The sequence below is a fragment of the Erwinia persicina genome, from assembly GCF_014838825.1.
Lineage (GTDB): Bacteria > Pseudomonadota > Gammaproteobacteria > Enterobacterales > Enterobacteriaceae > Erwinia > Erwinia persicina_A.
In genome coordinates this window covers 145,603-164,916 of record NZ_JACYMO010000004.1, presented here as the reverse complement: position 1 = coordinate 164,916, position 19,314 = coordinate 145,603, and the positions used below count along the sequence as shown (strand labels likewise).

The 19,314-nt window shown below is 57.6% G+C and carries 13 protein-coding genes and 1 riboswitch; of the genes, 3 read left to right on the top strand and 10 right to left on the bottom strand.

All coding sequences use genetic code 11. The annotated features are described in order from the left end of the window. Nucleotide 1: 1 nt before the first annotated feature. Nucleotides 2-2,380 (bottom strand): LPS assembly protein LptD, encoded by a 2,379-nt coding sequence (lptD, locus tag IFU29_RS12245; RefSeq protein WP_191934172.1) that lies wholly within the window; start codon nucleotides 2,378-2,380, stop codon nucleotides 2-4. A gap of 268 nt (nucleotides 2,381-2,648) precedes the next feature. Between lptD and djlA the strand changes: the two genes are divergently transcribed. Next, nucleotides 2,649-3,470 carry a co-chaperone DjlA gene (djlA, locus tag IFU29_RS12240; protein WP_191934171.1) on the top strand — a complete coding sequence of 274 codons (822 nt, stop codon included), beginning with the start codon at nucleotides 2,649-2,651 and terminating at the stop codon, nucleotides 3,468-3,470. A gap of 43 nt (nucleotides 3,471-3,513) precedes the next feature. Here the strand turns inward: djlA and rluA are convergent, their stop codons facing one another. From rluA to polB, 3 genes are all read right to left on the bottom strand, one after another. Further along, nucleotides 3,514-4,173, bottom strand: coding sequence for a bifunctional tRNA pseudouridine(32) synthase/23S rRNA pseudouridine(746) synthase RluA (gene rluA, locus IFU29_RS12235; protein WP_191934170.1), 660 nt, complete (start codon nucleotides 4,171-4,173; stop codon nucleotides 3,514-3,516). Beyond that, nucleotides 4,174-7,080 carry an RNA polymerase-associated protein RapA gene (rapA, locus tag IFU29_RS12230; RefSeq protein ID WP_191934169.1) on the bottom strand — a complete coding sequence of 969 codons (2,907 nt, stop codon included), beginning with the start codon at nucleotides 7,078-7,080 and terminating at the stop codon, nucleotides 4,174-4,176. Between the two features lie 168 nt (nucleotides 7,081-7,248). Beyond that, nucleotides 7,249-9,612, bottom strand: a complete 2,364-nt coding sequence (gene polB, locus IFU29_RS12225; protein ID WP_191934168.1) for a DNA polymerase II — start codon at nucleotides 9,610-9,612, stop codon at nucleotides 7,249-7,251. A gap of 275 nt (nucleotides 9,613-9,887) precedes the next feature. Between polB and IFU29_RS12220 the strand changes: the two genes are divergently transcribed. After that, nucleotides 9,888-10,649, top strand: a complete 762-nt coding sequence (locus IFU29_RS12220) for a DedA family protein (protein ID WP_191934167.1) — start codon at nucleotides 9,888-9,890, stop codon at nucleotides 10,647-10,649. Here IFU29_RS12220 and thiQ read toward each other — a convergent pair. The 4 genes from thiQ to sgrR all read right to left on the bottom strand — a co-directional run bounded on the left by thiQ (nucleotide 10,626) and on the right by sgrR (nucleotide 15,774). Next, the gene (gene thiQ / locus IFU29_RS12215) at nucleotides 10,626-11,342 is read right to left on the bottom strand and encodes a thiamine ABC transporter ATP-binding protein ThiQ (protein WP_191934166.1); all 717 of its coding nucleotides are present in this window, start codon (nucleotides 11,340-11,342) and stop codon (nucleotides 10,626-10,628) included. The genes IFU29_RS12220 and thiQ overlap by 24 nt on opposite strands. Continuing rightward, a complete protein-coding gene (gene thiP, locus IFU29_RS12210) occupies nucleotides 11,326-12,936 on the bottom strand; it encodes a thiamine/thiamine pyrophosphate ABC transporter permease ThiP (RefSeq protein WP_191934165.1) in 1,611 nt (536 codons plus the stop codon). Before thiP ends, thiQ begins: the two co-directional genes overlap by 17 nt. Beyond that, nucleotides 12,912-13,898 carry a thiamine ABC transporter substrate binding subunit gene (thiB, locus tag IFU29_RS12205; protein ID WP_191934164.1) on the bottom strand — a complete coding sequence of 329 codons (987 nt, stop codon included), beginning with the start codon at nucleotides 13,896-13,898 and terminating at the stop codon, nucleotides 12,912-12,914. Before thiB ends, thiP begins: the two co-directional genes overlap by 25 nt. 38 nt (nucleotides 13,899-13,936) lie before the next feature. Next, nucleotides 13,937-14,077, bottom strand: a riboswitch (TPP riboswitch). A gap of 35 nt (nucleotides 14,078-14,112) precedes the next feature. Further along, nucleotides 14,113-15,774, bottom strand: a complete 1,662-nt coding sequence (gene sgrR / locus IFU29_RS12200) for an HTH-type transcriptional regulator SgrR (RefSeq protein WP_191934163.1) — start codon at nucleotides 15,772-15,774, stop codon at nucleotides 14,113-14,115. Between the two features lie 259 nt (nucleotides 15,775-16,033). Between sgrR and IFU29_RS12195 the strand changes: the two genes are divergently transcribed. Next, a complete protein-coding gene (locus IFU29_RS12195) occupies nucleotides 16,034-17,215 on the top strand; it encodes an MFS transporter (protein ID WP_191934162.1) in 1,182 nt (393 codons plus the stop codon). 86 nt (nucleotides 17,216-17,301) lie between these two features. On the opposite strand, the gene leuD is transcribed toward IFU29_RS12195, so the two are convergent. Further along, on the bottom strand, nucleotides 17,302-17,907 hold the full coding sequence (leuD, locus tag IFU29_RS12190; protein WP_191934161.1) for a 3-isopropylmalate dehydratase small subunit: 606 nt from the start codon (nucleotides 17,905-17,907) through the stop codon (nucleotides 17,302-17,304). A 9-nt stretch (nucleotides 17,908-17,916) separates the two neighbouring features. Continuing rightward, entirely contained in the window at nucleotides 17,917-19,314 is a 1,398-nt protein-coding gene (gene leuC, locus IFU29_RS12185) for a 3-isopropylmalate dehydratase large subunit (RefSeq protein WP_191934160.1), read from the bottom strand.

Here is a 19,314-nt window from a genome sequence, read left to right as displayed (position 1 = left end):
ATCAGAAAGCGCGTTGATAAGGCAGGATGCCCTGACGCAGCATCTGACCGGTACCTAACCCATAGCTTGGGCTGAGGCCACGCAGTTCAATGTTGAACGAGATTTTATTGTCGTACTTACTGTTGTCGTTTTCCCAACCGTTGATCTTGCGCTCATAGCCAAGGCGGAGCGCATAGCAACAGGAGCTGTACTGGACGCCAAGCAGCTGATCGGCAGCCTGATTCGCTTTGGTATCATAATACCAGGCCCCGACGACGGACCAGGCATCGGCGATAGGCCAGCTGGCCGTTGCACCGACCTGAGAAATCTCCTGCTGCCACAGCGGGTTATTCGAGTTGGTCAGCGTTTGCTGTACATACTCCTTGCTGGTGTAGCGATAGTTCAGCTGGATCATACGGTCAGCATCACGACGATATTCCAGTACGGCATTACCCTGAGACACATCATTCAGGTTGGTATCATATTGCAGTCCACCACGTGCTGCCCACCTGTCACTGATCTTCCAGTAACTGTCGCCAGCCCATACCAGACTCCCTCTGTCGTCATCGCTAGTGGTGTTCAACCCGGTACGTGCAGGGGTGAACGAGTAGATTTGACCAATGGAAGCGTTAAAACGTTCAACCAGTTGATCATCAAAAATTCGCGAGGTGACGCCGGTGCTGACCTGGTTCGCTGAAGCGATGCGATCCAGGCCGCTGTAGGTACGGTCACGGAACAGGCCGGTGTAGTCACTTTGCAGCAGCGTGGAGTCATAGGCGCGGATATCGCTCTGGTCGCGATACGGCGTGTAGAGGTACTGCACGCGCGGTTCCAGTGTCTGGGTGTACCCTTTTGCCCAGTCCATGTCGCGGTCAAAGACCATCTTGCCATCAACTTTGAACTGCGGCATCACGCGGTTGACCGAATCTTTTAACTGGTTGTCACTGTTAGCAGACAGGGAGTTGTAATACTCAATGTCGTCCTGCTGATAGTGCGTGGCCAGCAGTTTGGCTTCGGTATTCAGGCTTCCCCAGCCGTTTGACAACGGCAAATCAATGGTCGGCTCAAGGTGCAGACGCGTAGCGTCCGGCAGCTTCTCATTGACATTGGTGAACTTCACCGCCTGGGCATAGAGATGGGTATCGAACGGTCCGACATCGTTCTGATAAGCGTTAATATCAAGCTGGGGCTCGGCACGATAGACGTCACGGGTGGCGTTGGTCGAGAAAATCTGGAACTGCTTGGTCGACAGTGTGGCATCCCAGTTGGTATCGGCGTAGCCAATACTGAACTTCTGCGTGACGTAACCGTCAGTGGTGGAGCCATACGTGGAGTCAAGATCGGTAAAATAGTACGGATCGCTGACTTTGGTATAGTCAGCGTTGAAGCGCCAGTGCTGATCGTAAACGCCGGCATGACGCCAGTAGAACAGCCAGCGGTTGGAATCTTTATCGTCCGGATGCTCTCTGTTATACAGGCTGTCCGTACCGAGGTAGTCGAACTGCATCAGGCCCTGGCCGGCAACGGTCAGGTAGCGGAACTCATTTTGCCACTGCATACCACGGCGGCTGATGTAGTGCGGCGTCAGCGTGGCATCCGCCTGTGGCGCAATATTCCAGTAATACGGCAGCATAAATTCGAAGCCAGTATTACTGCCGTATTTGGCATTCGGGATCAGGAACCCGGAGCGGCGCTTATCGCCGACTGGCAGCTGCAGGTAAGGGCTGTAAAAGACCGGCACCGGTCCGATTTTAAAGCGGGCATTCCAGATTTCAGCCAGCTGCTCATCGCGGTCATGGATCACTTCAGAACCCACCACGCTCCAGCTGTTTTGTCCCGGCAGGCAGGAGGTAAACGTGCCATTTTCCAGGATTGTGTAGCGGTTATTGTCACGCAACTTCATCTGGTCCGCGACACCGCGTCCCTGGCGACCCACCATCTGATAATTACCGTTCCAGACGTTGGTATCTTTGGTATTCAGATTGGACCAGGCTTTCGGACCTTTCAGGATGACCTGGTTGTCATCATAGTGCACATTACCGAGGGCATCGACGGTGCGCGTCGGGGTCGTCTGCCCGTCAAGCATCTTTTGATGCAGTTGAACTTCGTCGGACTGCAGTCGGCTGTTGCCCTGTCGGATATCAACATTACCGGTAAAAACGGCGTTGTCGGGATAGTTGCCTTTGGCGGTATCCGCATCAATGGTGACGGGGAGCTGATTGCTGGCCTTTCCCTGCACCAGAGGACGGTCGTAGCTGGGCACCCCAAGCATACACTGCGATGCGAGGTCATCGGCCAGCCCTTGCTGGCTGTAGAGCGCTGTACCAATTAATGTGGCCAGCAATGTAGGTAGTCTTTTATTCATACGCGGTATCGAGAATTCCGTGATCACTGGCATCATGCCGACAAACGGTCAGAGACTAACGTACTCAACTGCATTGCGCTAGTCATACCCTTAATCTTTCAAGCATATGTTGAGTTTGACAGCGCTGCTCTCCCGGGTCACCTGTTTTTAGTCGGTGTGCGGGGTTAGCCCGGAACTGCCTTCTGCTTCTTGAAATCATTCGGGTATACTTCTGATTGTCTGGCCGCGTACCAATAGGCTGTGAGAGAAATGACAGGTATGATAATGCAATTTTTAGCCTTCAGCATGGCGAATTGAGGAGTATATGCGCTATTGGGGAAAAGTTTTGGGTCTTGTGCTGGGTTTATTGTCCGGCGCGGGCTTCTGGGGCGTGGTTTTTGGCCTGCTGGCCGGACATCTGATTGATAAAGCGCGCTCACCTGCCCGTCAGGGATATTTTGCGAATCAGCAGACCCGCCAGGCGCTGTTTTTCCGCACCACGTTCCAGGTGATGGGGCACCTGACGAAATCAAAAGGCCGGGTGACGGACGCTGATATTCAGATGGCGTCACTGTTAATGGATCGTATGCAGCTTGATGCGGGTGGAAGGACGGCTGCACAGCAGGCTTTTCGTGAGGGTAAGCAGGGCGACTATCCTCTGCGCGACAAGCTGCGTGAACTGCGTAGCGCCTGCTTTGGCCGCTTTGACCTGATCCGAATGTTTCTGGAAATTCAGATTCAGGCCGCCTTTGCCGACGGTTCACTGCATCCCAATGAACGGCAGGTGTTGTATGTGATCGCTGAGGAGTTGGGTATTTCCCGGGCGCAGTTTGATCAGTTCCTGCGCATGATGGAAAGCGGTCAGCAGTTCGGCGGCGGGGCGTATCAGGGCGGGTCTTCGCAGGGCGGGTTCGCGGGGGCACAGCGCGGGCCGACGCTGGACGATGCCTGCAGCGTACTGGGGGTCAGGAGCAGCGACGATGCCACTACGATAAAGCGTGCCTACCGTAAGCTGATGAGCGAACATCACCCGGATAAGCTGGTAGCGAAAGGCTTACCGCCGGAAATGATGGAGATGGCGAAGCAGAAAGCGCAGGAAATTCAGGGGGCATACGACCTGATCAAGCGCGAGAAAGGATTTAAATAACCGGTGAAAAAGGGCGGACCGAAAAGGTCCGCCCCGTGCCGGATTAGAATTCCGCTGGCTGGCGGAATGTCATTGGCGTGCCGTACTGCGGATGAGTAATGCTCAGGCTTTCGGCATGCAGCTGCAGACGGGGAGCCATCATTCTGGCTTCATCGTGCGCATAGAAGTTATCTCCCAGTATCGGATGTCCCAGCGCCAGCATGTGAACGCGCAGCTGATGAGAACGGCCGGTAATCGGCTTCAGCTGCACGCGGGCGCTGTTATCACTGGCGTAATCCAGCACCTGATATTCTGTCTGGGCCGATTTCCCGGTGTCAAAACAGACCTTCTGCTTCGGCCGGTTCGGCCAGTCACAGATCAGCGGTAAATCCACCACCCCTTTCTCCGGCTGCGGATGTCCCCAGACGCGCGCCACATAGGTTTTCTGTGGCTCACGTTCGCGGAACTGACGCTTCAGCTCCCGCTCGGCGGCTTTGGTCAGCGCCACCACAATAACGCCGCTGGTGGCCATATCCAGCCGGTGGACTGACTCTGCCGTCGGAAAATCACGCTGGACGCGCGTCATGACGCTGTCCTTGTGTTCATCCAGACGGCCGGGAACGGACAGCAGCCCGCTGGGTTTATTGACCACCATGATGTGCTCATCCTGATAGAGGATATGCAGCCACGGCTCCAGCGGCGGATGATAGGGTGCCATCATCATTTACTGGTGCGTCACGACAATCAGACGCAGCGCATCAAGACGCCAGCCTGCGTCGTCAAGGTTAGCCAGCACCTGTTCACGATTATTTTCCAGCGCCTCAATTTCATCCTGACGAATGTTAGGATTGACGGCGCTCAGGGCCTGCAGACGCGACAGTTCGGCGCTCAGTTTTTCATTAGCTTCCATGCGTGCCGCGTCAATCAGCTTGCGTGCTTCCACCGCGGCCTGCTCTTCCGACAGCTTGATAATCTCGTGTACGTCCTGCTGCACCGCATTCACCAGTTTGCTGCCGGTGTGACGGTTTAACGCGTTCAGCTGACGGTTGAAACTTTCAAACTCGACTTTAGCAGCAAGGTTGGCGCCCTTACGGTCAACCAGCATACGCACCGGCGTGGGTGGCAGGAAGCGGGTTAGCTGCAGATGCTTCGGTGCCTGGGCCTCCACAACGTAGATCAGCTCGACCAGCAGAGTACCTACCGGCAGCGCCTTGTTTTTCAGCAGCGAAATCGCGCAGCTGCCGGTATCCCCGGAGAGGATCAGATCCAGACCATTGCGGATAATCGGGTGTTCCCAGCTGACGTACTGTGCATCTTCACGCGACAGCGCCTGGTTACGGTCAAAGGTAATGGTGCAGCCATCTTCCGGCAGACCCGGGAAGTCGGGCACCAGCATATGGTCACCCGGAGTGAGGATAATCAGGTTATCGCTGCGATCTTCCTGGTTAATGCCGACGATATCGAACAGGTTAAGGGCGAAGTTCACCAGCTCAATGTCGTTATCCTGTTCGGCGATCTTATCCGCCAGCGCCTGCGCTTTTTCACCGCCGTTTGAGTTCAGCTCCAGCAGGCGATCGCGTCCCTGTTCCAGCTGTAGCTTCAGCGCATCGTGCTGCTTGCGGCACTCGTGAATAAAGTCATCCAGGCCTTCGGTATTCTCCGGTGCGGCCAGGTACTCGATCAGCGGCGCATAGACGCTGTCATAAACGGTACGACCGGTCGGGCAGGTGTGCTCAAACGCATCCAGCCCTTCGTGATACCACTTCACCAACACGGATTGGGCGGTTTTTTCCAGGTAAGGGACGTGGATCTGGATATCATGCGCCTGACCGATACGGTCAAGACGGCCGATACGCTGCTCCAGCAGATCCGGATTGAACGGCAGATCGAACATCACCATCTGGCTGGCAAACTGGAAGTTACGGCCTTCTGAACCAATTTCTGAGCACAGCAGAACCTGAGCGCCATCCTCTTCGGAGGCAAACCACGCGGCTGCGCGGTCACGCTCAATGATTGACAGGCCTTCATGGAACACGGCAGCACGGATGCCTTCGCGTTCACGCAGCACCTGCTCAAGCTGCAGAGCCGTCGCGGCTTTGGCGCAGATAACCAGCACCTTCTTGTCGCGGTTGCTGGTCAGGAAGCCCATCAGCCATTCCACCCGCGGGTCAAAGTTCCACCAGGTACCGCTGTCACCTTCAAATTCCTGATAGATCTGCTCCGGGTAGAGCATATCGCGGGCGCGTTCATCAGCTGATTTACGCGCGCTCATGATGCCGGAGACTTTGATCGCCGTCTGGTACTGCGTAGGCAGCGGCAGCCGGATCTGATGCAGTTCGCGTTTCGGGAAGCCTTTCACCCCGTTACGGGTGTTACGGAACAGGACGCGGCTGGTGCCGTGACGATCCATCAGCATACTGATCAGCTCCTGACGGGCTTCCAGTTTGCCTTCACGATCGCTGTTTGCCGTCTGCAGCAGCGGCTCAATATCCTGCTCACCCATCAGGTCGTTGAGCAGGTTCAGCTCATCATTGCTGATGGTTTTGTCCGCCAGCAGCATCGCCACCGCATCGGCAATCGGACGGAAGTGCTTCTGCTCTTCGACAAACTGCGCAAAGTCGTGGAAGCGGTTAGGGTCAAGCAGGCGCAGACGGGCGAAATGGCTCTCCATGCCCAGCTGTTCCGGCGTGGCGGTCAGCAGCAGGATCCCCGGGATCTGCTCGGCTAACTGCTCAATAACCTGATACTCGCGGCTCGGGGCCTCTTCTGACCACACCAGATGATGGGCCTCATCCACCACCATCAGGTCCCACTCGGCATCCGCCAGTTTTTCCAGACGCTGCTTGTTACGGCGGACAAAGTCCAGTGAGCAGATAATCATCTGCTCGGTTTCAAACGGGTTATCGCTGTCGTGCTGCGCTTCGGCATAGCGGTCGTCATCAAACAGTGCAAAGCGCAGGTTGAAGCGGCGCAGCATTTCAACCAGCCATTGGTGTTGCAGGGTTTCCGGCACCACAATCAGAATACGTTCGGCACGGCCCGCCAGCAGCTGCTGGTGAATGATCATCCCGGCTTCGATGGTTTTACCCAGACCCACCTCATCGGCCAGCAGCACGCGCGGGGCGTGGCGGCGGCCCACATCGTGAGCGATGTGCAACTGATGGGGGATCAGGCTGGTGCGCATGCCGCGCAGGCCGCTGGTGGCCAGACGATACTGCTCACTCTGGTACTTGCGCGCGCGAAAACGCAGAGCAAAACGGTCCATGCGGTCCAGCTGTCCGGCAAACAGGCGATCCTGTGGTTTGCCAAACACCAGTTTGCTGTCCAGCATCACTTCACGCAGCACGACGTTTGCTTCTTCGCTATCAAGCCGGGTACCCACATAGCTGACTACGCCATTGTCGGTTATGACCTCGTCAACCTCCATCTGCCAGCCTTCGTGGCTGGTGATGGTGTCACCGGGATTGAACACCACGCGGGTGATCGGTGAATCACTTCTGGCATAGAGACGGTTTTCGCCCGTGGCAGGAAAGAGCAGGGTAACCATACGTGTATCTACGGCAACCACCGTTCCCAATCCCAGTTCGCTTTCCGTATCGCTTATCCAGCGCTGACCAAGTGTAAAAGGCATAAATATTCGGCTCGATTCTCGTCTAGTTTATTTTCGGCAATAGCACTGCTGCCCGGTAAAGAGTGCCCGGCGATGAATGCACGCAGTCTGCACAGCAGCTTCAAGTATGAGGGTGTTGATACTCAGGAAGGGCGCTATGGTACTGGAAGGCTGCCCGTTCGTCACCTGTCAAAAAAGCCCCAGCTGTCCTGTTACCAGTGTAGCAAATTCATCCTGCATAAATGGCAGGATACCATCGGCGACCGGCTCCAGCTGGCGCGTGAGGTAGTGATCGTAGTCCAGCGGCGTGAGGCGGGCTTCCAGCGGCTCGGGGCCTGACGTTGCCATCACATAGCGGATCTTGCCCCCTTTCTGATACAGCAGCGGGCGGCCCAGCTTCTCATTCTGTTCATCTGCAATGCGCGCAGCGCGCACGTGCGGAGGCACATTGCGCTGATACTCGCCCAGCGGACGACGCAGCCGCTTGCTGTACGTCAGCTGGTCGTCCAGCTCACCCGCCATCAGCTGGCGCACGGTCTCAAGGATGTAATCCTGATAAGGCTGTCCGGTGAAGATACGCAGATAAAGCTCCTGCTGAAATTTTTGTGCCAGCGGCGTCCAGTCAGTGCGCACGGTTTCCAGTCCTTTAAACACCATACGCTGATTATCACCGTGACGGATCAGGCCCGCGTAGCGTTTTTTGCTACCCTGTTCAGCGCCGCGTATGGTGGGCATCAGAAAGCGGCAGAAGTGGGTTTCGTACTCCAGCTCCAGCGCGCTGTCCAGATTGAACGTCGTGCGCAGATGCTGCTGCCACCACTGATTGACCCGAGTCACCAGACGGTGGCCAATGTCCGCGGCCTGTGTTTCATCGTGGGCCGACTTCAGCCAGACAAAGGTCGAGTCCGTATCGCCATAGATCACGTCATAGCCTTCGGCTTCAATCAGTTCACGGGTCTGACGCATAATATCGTGGCCACGCATGGTGATTGACGATGCGAGGCGGGGATCGAAAAACCGGCAGGCGCTGGTACCCAGTACGCCGTAGAAGGCATTCATAATGATTTTCAGCGCCTGCGAAAGGGGCTTGTTGCCCTGTTTTTTAGCTTCTTCACGGCCCTGCCAGATCTGGTTCACAATGGCGGGCAAACAGTGGGTGGTGCGGGAGAACCGCGCCCCACGGTAGCCGGCGACCGAATCGGCCTCATCCGGGTGCGCCATCCCTTCGACCAGCCCCACCGGGTCGATCAGGAAGGTGCGGATGATTGAGGGATACAGGCTTTTATAATCCAGCACCAGCACCGAGTCATACAAGCCGGGGCGTGAGTCCATCACGTAACCGCCCGGGCTGGCCTCCGGTGCCACATCGCCCAGATTGGGCGCGACGAACCCTGCTCGGTGCATGCGCGGCAGATACAGATGGCCAAATGCGGCCACGGAGCCACCGTGCCGGTCAACGGCCAGACCGTTAACTGACGCGCGCTCCAGCAGGAAGGGCATCAGCTCAGTATGCTGAAAAATACGGGTGACCAGCTCACAGTCCTTCAGGTTGTAATGGGCCAGCGCAGGCTTATCTTCGGCAAAGCGCTGGTTAATTTCTTCCATGCGCTGCCAGGGGTTATTGATGGCTTTGCCCTCTCCCAGCAGCTCGCGCGATACCGCTTCCAGACTGAAAGACTCGAAGTTCCAGAACGCGGATTTCAGGGCATCGATACCGTCGATAATCAGCCTGCCGCTGGCCTGGGCAAAGAAGACGCCCGGCTTAAACCCGTGTTCACGCCACTCGAGTGCCGGGCTGTGTCCGCGGCCCAGATTCAGGGGGACACCGTAGCGATCGGCATGTTTTTGCAGGACGCGCAGGTCAAACTGTACGACGTTCCAGCCGATCAGCACGTCGGGATCGTGGCGGGCAAACCAGGCATTGAGTTTTTCCAGCAGCAGCGGCCGGCTGGCAACGTACTCCAGATGAAAATCGAGTGTGCTGGCATCGCCGTTTTCCGGGCCGAGCATATAGACATCTCGCTGGCCGCAGCCCTCCAGTCCGATGCAGTACAGCTCACCGTGGCGGGTCGTTTCAATATCCAGGGAAACCCATTTCAGCGGGGGGCGGTAGTCCGGGTGGGGTTTCAGCCGGGTGTTGACCAGACGATCCCCGGCGGGCTGGCCGCTGAACCAGACCGGTGCGGTAATGAAGCGCTCCATCAGAAAACGATCCGGCGGGCGCACGTCGGCTTCATACAGGGTAATGCCGTTTTCCCGCAGCAGCTTTTCCAGCCGCTGGAGCTGGCGCTGCTGGCGGCAGTACAGCCCCACCACCGGGCGCTGGCGGAAATCTTTCATCTCAAGGGGGGCAAAGCGCCAGTGACGTTCTCCGCTCAGCAGCGCGGCGGCGGCGGCCTGCTGTTCTGCAGGGATAAATGCCACGGACTCCTGCGGGGGCAGGACCACCTGCTGGGGGCCCGTATCGGTTGCCAGCCATAGCGTGATTTCACTGCCTGCGGGGGTGTCCCGCCAGTGGCGAGTTAACAGAAATCCTGCACGTGCGTCGTTCACCTTATCTCCTTAAGACTTCAGGCTGCTCCGGGTTGGCGGTACCCACTGACCCGTATCACTGTCTTCAGTCAGCCGATCGGAACGCCTGCGTTTGCCGCCCAGATGCCATTCGAATGATGGTGGCGACTGGCGGCCAGATGCTCAATAATAGCATGTTTATTTATACAGTGTTCACGCAGGTATTCTCTTATACTACGTTCCCATACAAAACAGGTCTTGACGCTTGACTGAAGCCTCTGGACAATCCGGGATTCTGTTAATCAGTTTGGAACATTATGGAAGCCTGGCTACAACATTTAATCACCCAGTCGCTGGCCTGGTCGCTGCTGGCTGTCGGGCTGATCACTTTCTTTGAATCGCTGGCGCTGGTCGGATTGCTGTTACCGGGCACGGTGCTGATGGCCTCTTTTGGTGCTCTGATTGGCAGCGGACAGATTGGCCTGTATCCCGCCTGGGCCGTCGGGACGCTGGGCTGTCTGCTGGGGGATTGGGTTTCCTACCTGATTGGCTGGCAGTTTAAAGGGCCGCTGCACCGCTGGTCGTTTATAAAAAAACACCAGAAGCTGATGGATAAAACGGAACATGCGCTGCACGCACACAGCATGTTCACCATCATTGTGGGCCGTTTTGTCGGGCCGACCCGCCCGCTGATCCCGCTGGTTGCCGGGATGCTGGAGCTGCCGATACGGAAATTTATTCCCCCGAATATCATTGGCTGCCTTCTCTGGCCACCGCTCTATTTACTGCCGGGCATTCTCGCCGGTGTCGCGATTGATGTGCCGAAAGAGGCCAACAGTGCGATGTTTAAGTGGCTGCTTCTGGGGGTTGCGATCCTGGTCTGGCTGGGATGCTGGCTGTGCTGGCGCTGGCTGCGTGCCAACAAACAGCACGACTGGGCGACGGTGTATTTGCCGCGAACACGCCTGCGCTGGCTGGCTCCGCTGATGATGCTCCTGGCAGTGGCCAGCTTCACGGCCCTGCAGTTCCATCCGATGATGCCGATTTTCCGCCACCTACTGTGGGACGTGTTCTTCTAAGGTTACCCCCAGCACTGTCGCTTCCGGTACGGCACCGCGCTGCAACTGCGCGGTGCTGCCGTCCCAGTAAACCCGTCCGTCGACAATCAGCAGGCTACGCGGTGCAATCGCGGCGGCGTCTTCAATGCTGTGCGACACCATCAGCAGGGTAATATTTCGCTCGCTACAGACCTCATCCACCAGGCCCAGCATCTCTTTGCGCAGGGCCGGATCCAGCGCAGAAAAGGGTTCATCCAGCAGCAGGATCGGCTGCTGACGAACCAGGCAGCGGGCGAGGGCGGCACGCTGGCGCTGGCCGCCGGAAAGCTGGTGCGGCAGTCGGTGCAAATGTTCCGTCAGCCCGACGCGCTGTGCAATGTTCTGTAACGCGTGCTTTTGCTGGTGGTTCAGTTTCAGCCCGGGATGTAACCCCAGCCCGATATTCTGCGCCACGGTCAGATGGGGGAAGAGGTTATTTTCCTGAAACAGCATGGATACCGGACGCTGCGCGGGGGCGCTGTTGCGGTGATCGCTGCCATTCAATATCAACTCGCCGCCGTTGACCGGCAGAAAGCCGGCGATCAGACTCAGCAGGGTACTTTTTCCTGCTCCGCTGGGGCCCAGGATGGCCAGTCGTTCCCCCGCCTGCACGCTGAAGGTAAAGCGCATCGGCAGGTGATGATACAGCCAGGTCAGATTAGTCAGGTTTAGCATGGTTCCCCGGCAGTTTTTCAATCAGGGTGAACAGCAGGAAGCAGAGCAGCAAAAGTAACAGCGCGGTGACCGCCCCGTCACTGCTGCGGTATGAGCCTATCTGCTGATAAAGATAAAACGGCAGGGTGCGGAAGTGCTCATTGCCAAACAGTGCCACCACGCCAAAATCACCAATTGACAGCACGCAGGCAAAAGCGAGCGCCTGCGCAAGGGGGCGCTTCAGGGCGCGCAACTCAATCAGCCGCAGACGGTTCCAGCCGCGAATATCCAGCGACAGGCAGAGCCGTCCATAGCGTTCAGCCATATCGCGCAGCGGGTTCTCCAGCACTTTCATCGCATACGGCACCGCCATCAGTGCGTTAGTCACAATCACTATCCCCTCTGCCGACGCCGGCAGCCCGATGGTCTGGTTGAGCAGCAGGAAAAAACCGGTGGCCAGGACAATCCCCGGCATCGCCAGTATCAGCATGCCACTCAGTTCCAGCGTCTGACCCCACAGCAGGCGCTGGCGCTGGCGCAGTTCACGGCTGCTCCATAGCAGCATCAGCGTCAGCACCACGCTGAGGACCCCAGCGCCCAGGGCAATGCGCAACGAGGTGAACGTCGCCTGCCACAGTGCGGGCTGGTGCAGGACGCCGCCAAACCCCTGATTCATTCCGTCGGCCACCACCGCCAGCAGCGGTGGCAGGATCAGCAACAGCATGCTGGCGATCAGCAGTCCATCAAGCAGGCGGGCGCGACCGCTGTCCTGCGGGTTACGCCAGCCCCCGAGGCTGTCACTCCCCGTCGGCAATACCTTACTCAGGCGCTGGCTTAACATCACGAGCCCGAGGCAGCACACCATCTGTATCAGCGCCAGCAGGGCGGCCCGCCCGGGATCGTAATCAAAACTCAGCGCCTGGAAGATTGCCAACTCAATGGTGGTCGCCCGCGGCCCGCCCCCGAGGGACAGCACGGTGGCAAAGCTGGCAAAGCACAGCATGAAGATCAGTGCCCCGGCAGGCAGAAGCTGACGCCGCAGCCACGGCCATTCGACAAGGCGAAAATGCGCCCAGCCACTCAGCCCCAGCTGGGCGGCGATCTGTCGCTGTTCAGCGGGGATCTGCTGTAAGGTCTGGAGCAGCAGGCGCGTAGCCAGCGGCAGATTAAAGAAGACATGGGCCAGCAGGATCCCCTGCAGGCCATAGGGAGTGAATGAGTAGCCAACGCCGAGCAGGGCGCAAAGCTGCGCCAGCCAGCCGCTGCGGCCGTACACGCTGAGAAGACCAAACACGGCCACCAGTACCGGCAGTACCAGCGTCATAGCACACAGCCGCAGCAACGTGCCACGTCCGGGGAAGCGACGGCGGTAAAGCGCACGCGCCACGGGAATAGCCGGGAGTACCGACAGCAATGCCGACAGCAGCGCCTGCCAGAAAGAGAAGCGCAGCACGTGCCACAGGTAGCTGTCCTGCCACAGTCCGCGCCAGTCCGTGGCGGGCGCGTTTTGCCACAGGGCGAAAAACGCCAGCAGGGCCACGCTGACCAGCAGCAGGCCGGCCAGCAGGCCCGGGACTAACCAGCCGGGAATTAGCGGCTGACGGCGCGTTGCCATTCACTAATCCACTGGCTGCGCTGGGTGGCAACGTCCTGCGGGCTGAACTGCAACGAAATGGCCGGCACGGTCAGGGTGTTGAACCCTTCTGGCAGCGCGGTATGGGTAGCCGGATACATCCAGTTGCCGGTAGCAATGGTTTTCTGGAAGGGTTGTGTCATCACGAATTGCATAAATGAGTGTGCCAGCTCAGGCTGCTTACTGGCTTTTAACTGCCCGGCCACCTCAACCTGCAGATAGTGGCCTTCACTGAAGTTTGCCGCGGCATACTGATCTTTCTTCTCTTCAATCAGATGATAAGCAGGCGAGGTCGTGTAACTGAGCACCATATCACTTTCCCCTTTCAGAAACAGACCATAGGCCTCACTCCATCCTTTCGTCACGGTGACGGTCTTCTTCGCCAGTTGCTGCCAGGCTTCCGGGCTCTTATCGCCGTAAACTTTCTGCATCCACAGCAGCAGGCCAAGCCCAGGAGTGCTGGTGCGCGGATCTTCATAAATCACCTTCAGAGGACGGTCGCTCTCGACCAGCTCCTTCAGGCTTTTCGGCGGGTTCTGCAGTCTGGTTTTATCATAAACAAAAGCAAACCAGCCGTAGTCATAGGGGACAAATGTTGTGTTCGTCCAGCCGCCCGGCACCGTAGCGTGGCGGGTGTCTACCTTTGACGGCGCAAACAGGCCGGTTTTTTCGGCGGCATCCAGCAGATTGTTATCCAGCCCCAGCACCACGTCGGCCTTGCTGTTTTTGCCTTCCATACGCAGGCGATTGAGCAGCGAGACGCCGTCTTCCAGTGCGACGAATTTCAGCTCACAGTTGCACTGCGCTTCGAAGGCTTTTTTAATCGCCGGCCCCGGCCCCCATTCGGCAGAGAAGGAGTCATAGGTGTAAACCGTCAGGGTATCTTTCGCCGCGAGGGCAGGCAGGGAAAACAGCGCCAGCAGAGGGAGTAATTTTTTCAACACTTTGCGTTCCTTTAAGGGAAAATGCGCAAAGGATCTGAGTCAGTGACACTCTCAAATCCCTACGCCGGTATGATCCGGATCAGGTTCGACGGGTTTTTCTCAGCGAAAACATGCTGCACAGACATTGACCCGGCGTCGGGCAATGTCTCAGCAGGGTGTTCGCACCCCGTTGAGAACGGCCTATTCTAGTGGTTTCGTCTTTGTTACGAAAGCGTCATGATTCGGGCGGCGCGAACCAGGCTGATTTAAAGTCAAACCAGCCGAGGGTATTCATGCGTACGCCGCGCATGCTTCGCTGGCCGTGCAGCAGCAGCCAGTGATGGAACAGGGGATGCAGATAGTTACTGTCTATCAGCTGTTTGCTCCAGTCAGCCAGCGGCAGGGTCTGTTCGCGCCACTGCCGCGCATCGTTTTCCCAGTCGGTGGGCACACAGTGGTGCATCAGCGGGATCTCATACAGCAGCGAAAACAAGGAAAACTCTAGCGGCAGCGTGAAGTTGGCGCTGCCCAGCCAGATGTCACTTTCCGCCTCACCGCGATACCAGCTTTCGTAGTCAATTTCCTGGGTGATGAGCGTGACGCCGTGCGTGGCAAGGATCGGCCCCAGCGCGTTGGCGATCCCCTGATGCTCGATATGATCGCTGTACCAGGTGATGGTCAGTGAGGTCAGCCCTGCGGGTTTTTCTGCGGTCGCCATTGAGCGTCGGTGATGCCAGCGCGGCAGCAGCCCGTAAGCCGGGAACCAGTAGCGCTGATAGGCGATGCCGCTGTGGTTAAGCAGGGCAATCGGGTTAAAAATGGTGCTGATCCAGCGGCGCAGCTGTTCATTGCGCCCCTGCTCAGAGCGCTGGTCGAACATCAAAAAATAGCAGCCCTCTTCCAGACGACTCTCTTCCGACTTCTCATCGGTATTTTCGCTCTGCAGTTTGACCCCGGAGTAGACCAGCTCATCGCTGATCTCCGGCAGGACCCAGATATTGACCTCATCTATCAGCGCCCGGTAGCCGAAATAGTCATCAAAGGCGGAAATACGCAGCTGGCTGTGCTGATTGCGTTCCACCGCGTAAGCCCCGGTGCCGACCGGCTGACGGGCAAAGTTGCGCATATGCGGCCACTCTTTTGGCAGGATCATGGCGCTGACGCTGCCCAGCAGCCACGGCAGCCAGTTATCGGGCTGGTGCAGATAAATATCCAGCGTCCACGGCGTGTGGCACTCAATCCGGTCTAAATGGCTGTAAAGCGGCTGCGTTTTCAGGCGTTCCAGGCTGGCAATGACATCGTCGACATCCAGCTCACGGCCGTGATGAAAGTGGATCGCCGGGCGCAAAAAGAAGCGCCAGTGATCCGGTGCAATCTGCTGCCAGTGGTGGGCAATATCCGGCTCGATTTCCCCGTTTTCCTCATTTATTCGCGCCAGCCCGTTAAAAATCTGCCGGGCAAGGTGAGTTTCAGAGCGACGCAGCGGCGTTCCGGGCAGCAGATTGAGCAGGGGACGATAGTAGAGCACGCGAAGAATGTGTTTTCCCTGACGGAAACTGCGGCCCAGATGGGAGAGCAGCATCTGGCGCACGCGATTTTTATCGCCAACTAACTGCACCAGCTGATCGATGCGATCCTGTTCCAGCAGATCCTCAGCCCGCTGTTGTTGCAGCGCCAGCCCGGTATAGCGGAAGGTCAGACGCGATCGCTTACCGCGCCCGGCCTCGGCCTGCCACTCCAGCCACCCCTGTTCCTGCATGGCATTCAGCAGGTTGCGCATATGGCGGCGTGAGCAGCTGAGTTGTACCGCCAGATCGCTGAGGGTGGTCTCCTGAGGCTGACCATCGCAGCACTGCCAGAGCCGGATAAATTGCTGCTGTAAACGGGGTGAGGACATAAAAGAGGAACCCTGTGTTAAAAGCTGTCTGTTTTTCCTGCCTTATATTACGGTGATAATGGCTGCAGATGAAAGAGTGGGAGGCATTCATATCTGAATGGCACTTGATCATCGTTATTCATCTCCCTGCTATTAAGGGTATTCTGAGTATGGTGCTTTTCACCAGCCAGCTAGCTTCGGCATAGCTGGCTTTTTTCGTGGGTTTTCTTCTAAGCTGTGGAGTAGTTATCCGCATTGTCCCGTCACTGAGGCCTTATTCATGTCATCGCTCCTTAGCCGTCGTATCCATCCGGTGTATCTGGCATTTATGGCGGTTTCTTTTATGGTCGGCATCGCCGGTGCGCTGCAGGCCCCGACGCTGAGTCTGTTTCTCAGCCGTGAAGTCGCGGTCCGGCCATTCTGGGTGGGGTTGTTTTACACCGTCAATGCGGTCGCGGGGATTGTGGTCAGCCTGCTTCTGGCAAAGCGATCCGACACCCGGGGCGATCGGCGGATGCTGATCCTGTTCTGCTGCGTGATGGCGACAGGAAACGCGCTCCTTTTTGCCTTTAACCGTCATTATCTGACGCTGGTCACCGCTGGCGTTTTTCTCTCTGCTATCGCCAGCGTGGCGATGCCGCAAATTTTCGCGCTGGCGCGGGAATATGCAGACAGCTCAGCCAGTGAGGCGGTGATGTTCAGCTCCGTCATGCGTGCCCAGCTTTCTCTGGCCTGGGTGATTGGGCCGCCGCTCTCCTTTGCTATCGCGCTGAATTACGGTTTTACCGCCATGTTTCTGCTGGCAGGGCTGCTGTTTATGGTCTGCATTGCGCTGGTCTGGTTTACCCTGCCCTCGGTGCCGCGTGCTGCGGTATCCGCGAACGTGCCGATTACGCATATTAGCGGCTGGAAGAACCGTGATGTGCGCATGCTGTTTATCGGGTCGGTGCTGATGTGGACCTGTAACACCATGTATATCATTGATATGCCATTGTATATCAGCAGCGTGCTGGGGATGCCGGATACGCTGGCCGGGCTGCTGATGGGGACCGCGGCCGGACTGGAAATTCCGGTGATGCTGCTGGCGGGCCATTACGTGAAGCGGCTGGGTAAACGCAATATGATGCTGGTGGCGATTGGCTGCGGGGCACTGTTTTACCTTGGCCTGGTGCTGTTCCAGAGCCGGACGGCACTGATGGTGCTGCAGCTGTTTAACGCGGTGTATATCGGCATTATTGCCGGGATTGGTATGATCTGGTTCCAGGACTTAATGCCTTCCCGGCCGGGAGCAGCGACCACGCTGTTTACTAACAGTATTTCGACCGGCGTGATCCTGGCCGGGATTATTCAGGGGGCGCTGGCGGAAACCTTCGGCCATCACGCTGTCTACTGGGGCGCGTTTGGGCTGGCAGTGCTGGCGCTGGCGCTGTCATGGCGGGTGCGGGAAAAAAGAGCGATATAAGGGGGCTTCGCCACGGCTAGGCTGCAACAACAGGCCGACCCTGAACATCGCCAGGGCTGACCGTCTATTCCGGTCAGCCCGCCAAATTAACGCAGAAACGCGGGCTGTTTTTGCTCGTATGCCGTGATTTTCGCCTCGTGCTGCAGCGTCAAACCGATGGCATCCAGCCCGTTAATCAGGCAGTGGCGGCGGAAGCCGTCGATCTCAAAGGAATAGACTTTCTCACCGGCCAGCACCTGCTGTTTTTCCAGATCAACCGTAAACCGGATACCCGGCTCGTCGGCGACCCGCCGGAACATCTCATCAATTTCCTCTTCACTCAGTGTCACCAGCAGAAGCTGATTGTTAAATGAGTTATTGGCAAAGATATCGGCGAAGCCGGAGCCAATAATCGCCTGAATACCATAGTCGGTCAGCGCCCAGGGCGCATGCTCGCGTGATGATCCACAACCAAAGTTTTCCCGGGTAAGCATGATGCTGGCTCCGCTAAACGCGGGCTTATTCAGCACAAACTCCGGGTCAGAGATCTGCCCTTCGGCATCGGTGTAGCGCCAGTCAAAAAACAGATTGCGGCCAAAACCGGTGCGCGTCACCATCTGCAGGAACTGCTTAGGAATGATCGCGTCGGTATCAACGTTGGCGGCATCCAGCGGCACCACGATACCGCTGTGTTGAGTGAATTTTTTCGCCATAAAAGTTCCTTAAATCAGCTCACGGATATCAGCAAAGTGACCGGCGACTGCAGCGGCGGCGGCCATCGCCGGGCTGACCAGATGCGTACGCCCACCGCGTCCCTGTCGGCCTTCAAAGTTGCGGTTGCTGGTGGACGCACAGCGTTCGCCCGGGCTGAGGCGGTCGTTGTTCATGGCCAGACACATAGAGCAGCCAGGCAGACGCCATTCAAATCCCGCGTCGATAAAGATTTTATCCAGACCTTCTTCTTCCGCCTGTGCCTTCACCGGGCCGGAGCCGGGCACCACGTAGCCCTGCACGCCCTGCGCAATCTTCTGTCCTTTCACCACTGCCGCCGCTGCGCGTAAATCCTCGATTCGTGAGTTGGTACAGGAGCCGATAAACACTTTATCTATCGGCACCTCGGTCAGACGGATGCCGGGTTTCAGATCCATATAAGCCAGGGCTTTTTCCGCCGAGGCGCGTTCTACCGGATCGCTGAAGGAGGCCGGATCGGGAATTGGGTCACTGACGGCAATTACCTGTCCGGGATTGGTTCCCCAGGTCACCTGCGGCGCGATCTCAGCCGCGTCCAGCGTCACGACTTTATCGAAATGTGCCCCGTCGTCGGTTTTCAGCGTGCGCCAGTAGTCGACAGCCTGCTGCCAGGCCGCGCCTCTGGGGGCAAAACGGCGGCCGTTAACGTAGTGGAAGGTGGTGTCGTCCGGAGCAATCAGCCCCGCTTTGGCACCCAGTTCGATCGCCATATTACACAGCGTCATGCGGCCTTCCATGCTCAACGCGGCGACGGCTTCCCCGCAGAACTCCACCACGTGGCCATTACCCCCGCCGCTGCCGGTTTTACCGATAATCGCCAGAGCAATATCTTTTGCCGTGATGCCCGGTGCGGTCTGGCCGCAAACTTCCACCTTCATGGTTTTCGCCCGGGCCTGCTTCAGCGTCTGCGTCGCCAGCACATGCTCTACTTCTGACGTGCCGATACCAAAGGCCAGCGCACCTAACGCGCCGTGCGTGGAGGTATGCGAATCGCCGCAAACAAGGGTCATGCCAGGCAGTGACAGGCCCTGTTCCGGCCCCATCACATGCACAATGCCCTGGAACTGATGGCTGAGGTCAAACAGCTGCACACCAAAGGCTTCACAGTTTTTCATCAGTGCCGTCATCTGAATCCGCGCCATCTCACCGCTGGCGTTAATATCACGCGACTGGGTCGAAACGTTGTGATCCATGGTGGCAAAGGTCTTTGACGGCTGACGCACCGGGCGACCATGAGCGCGCAGACCGTCAAAGGCCTGCGCCGAGGTCACCTCATGAACAAGGTGCCTGTCGATATAGATCAGCGGCGTTTCACCGGGTGCTTCGTGCACGACATGCGCATCAAACAGCTTCTCGTACAGTGTTTTCAT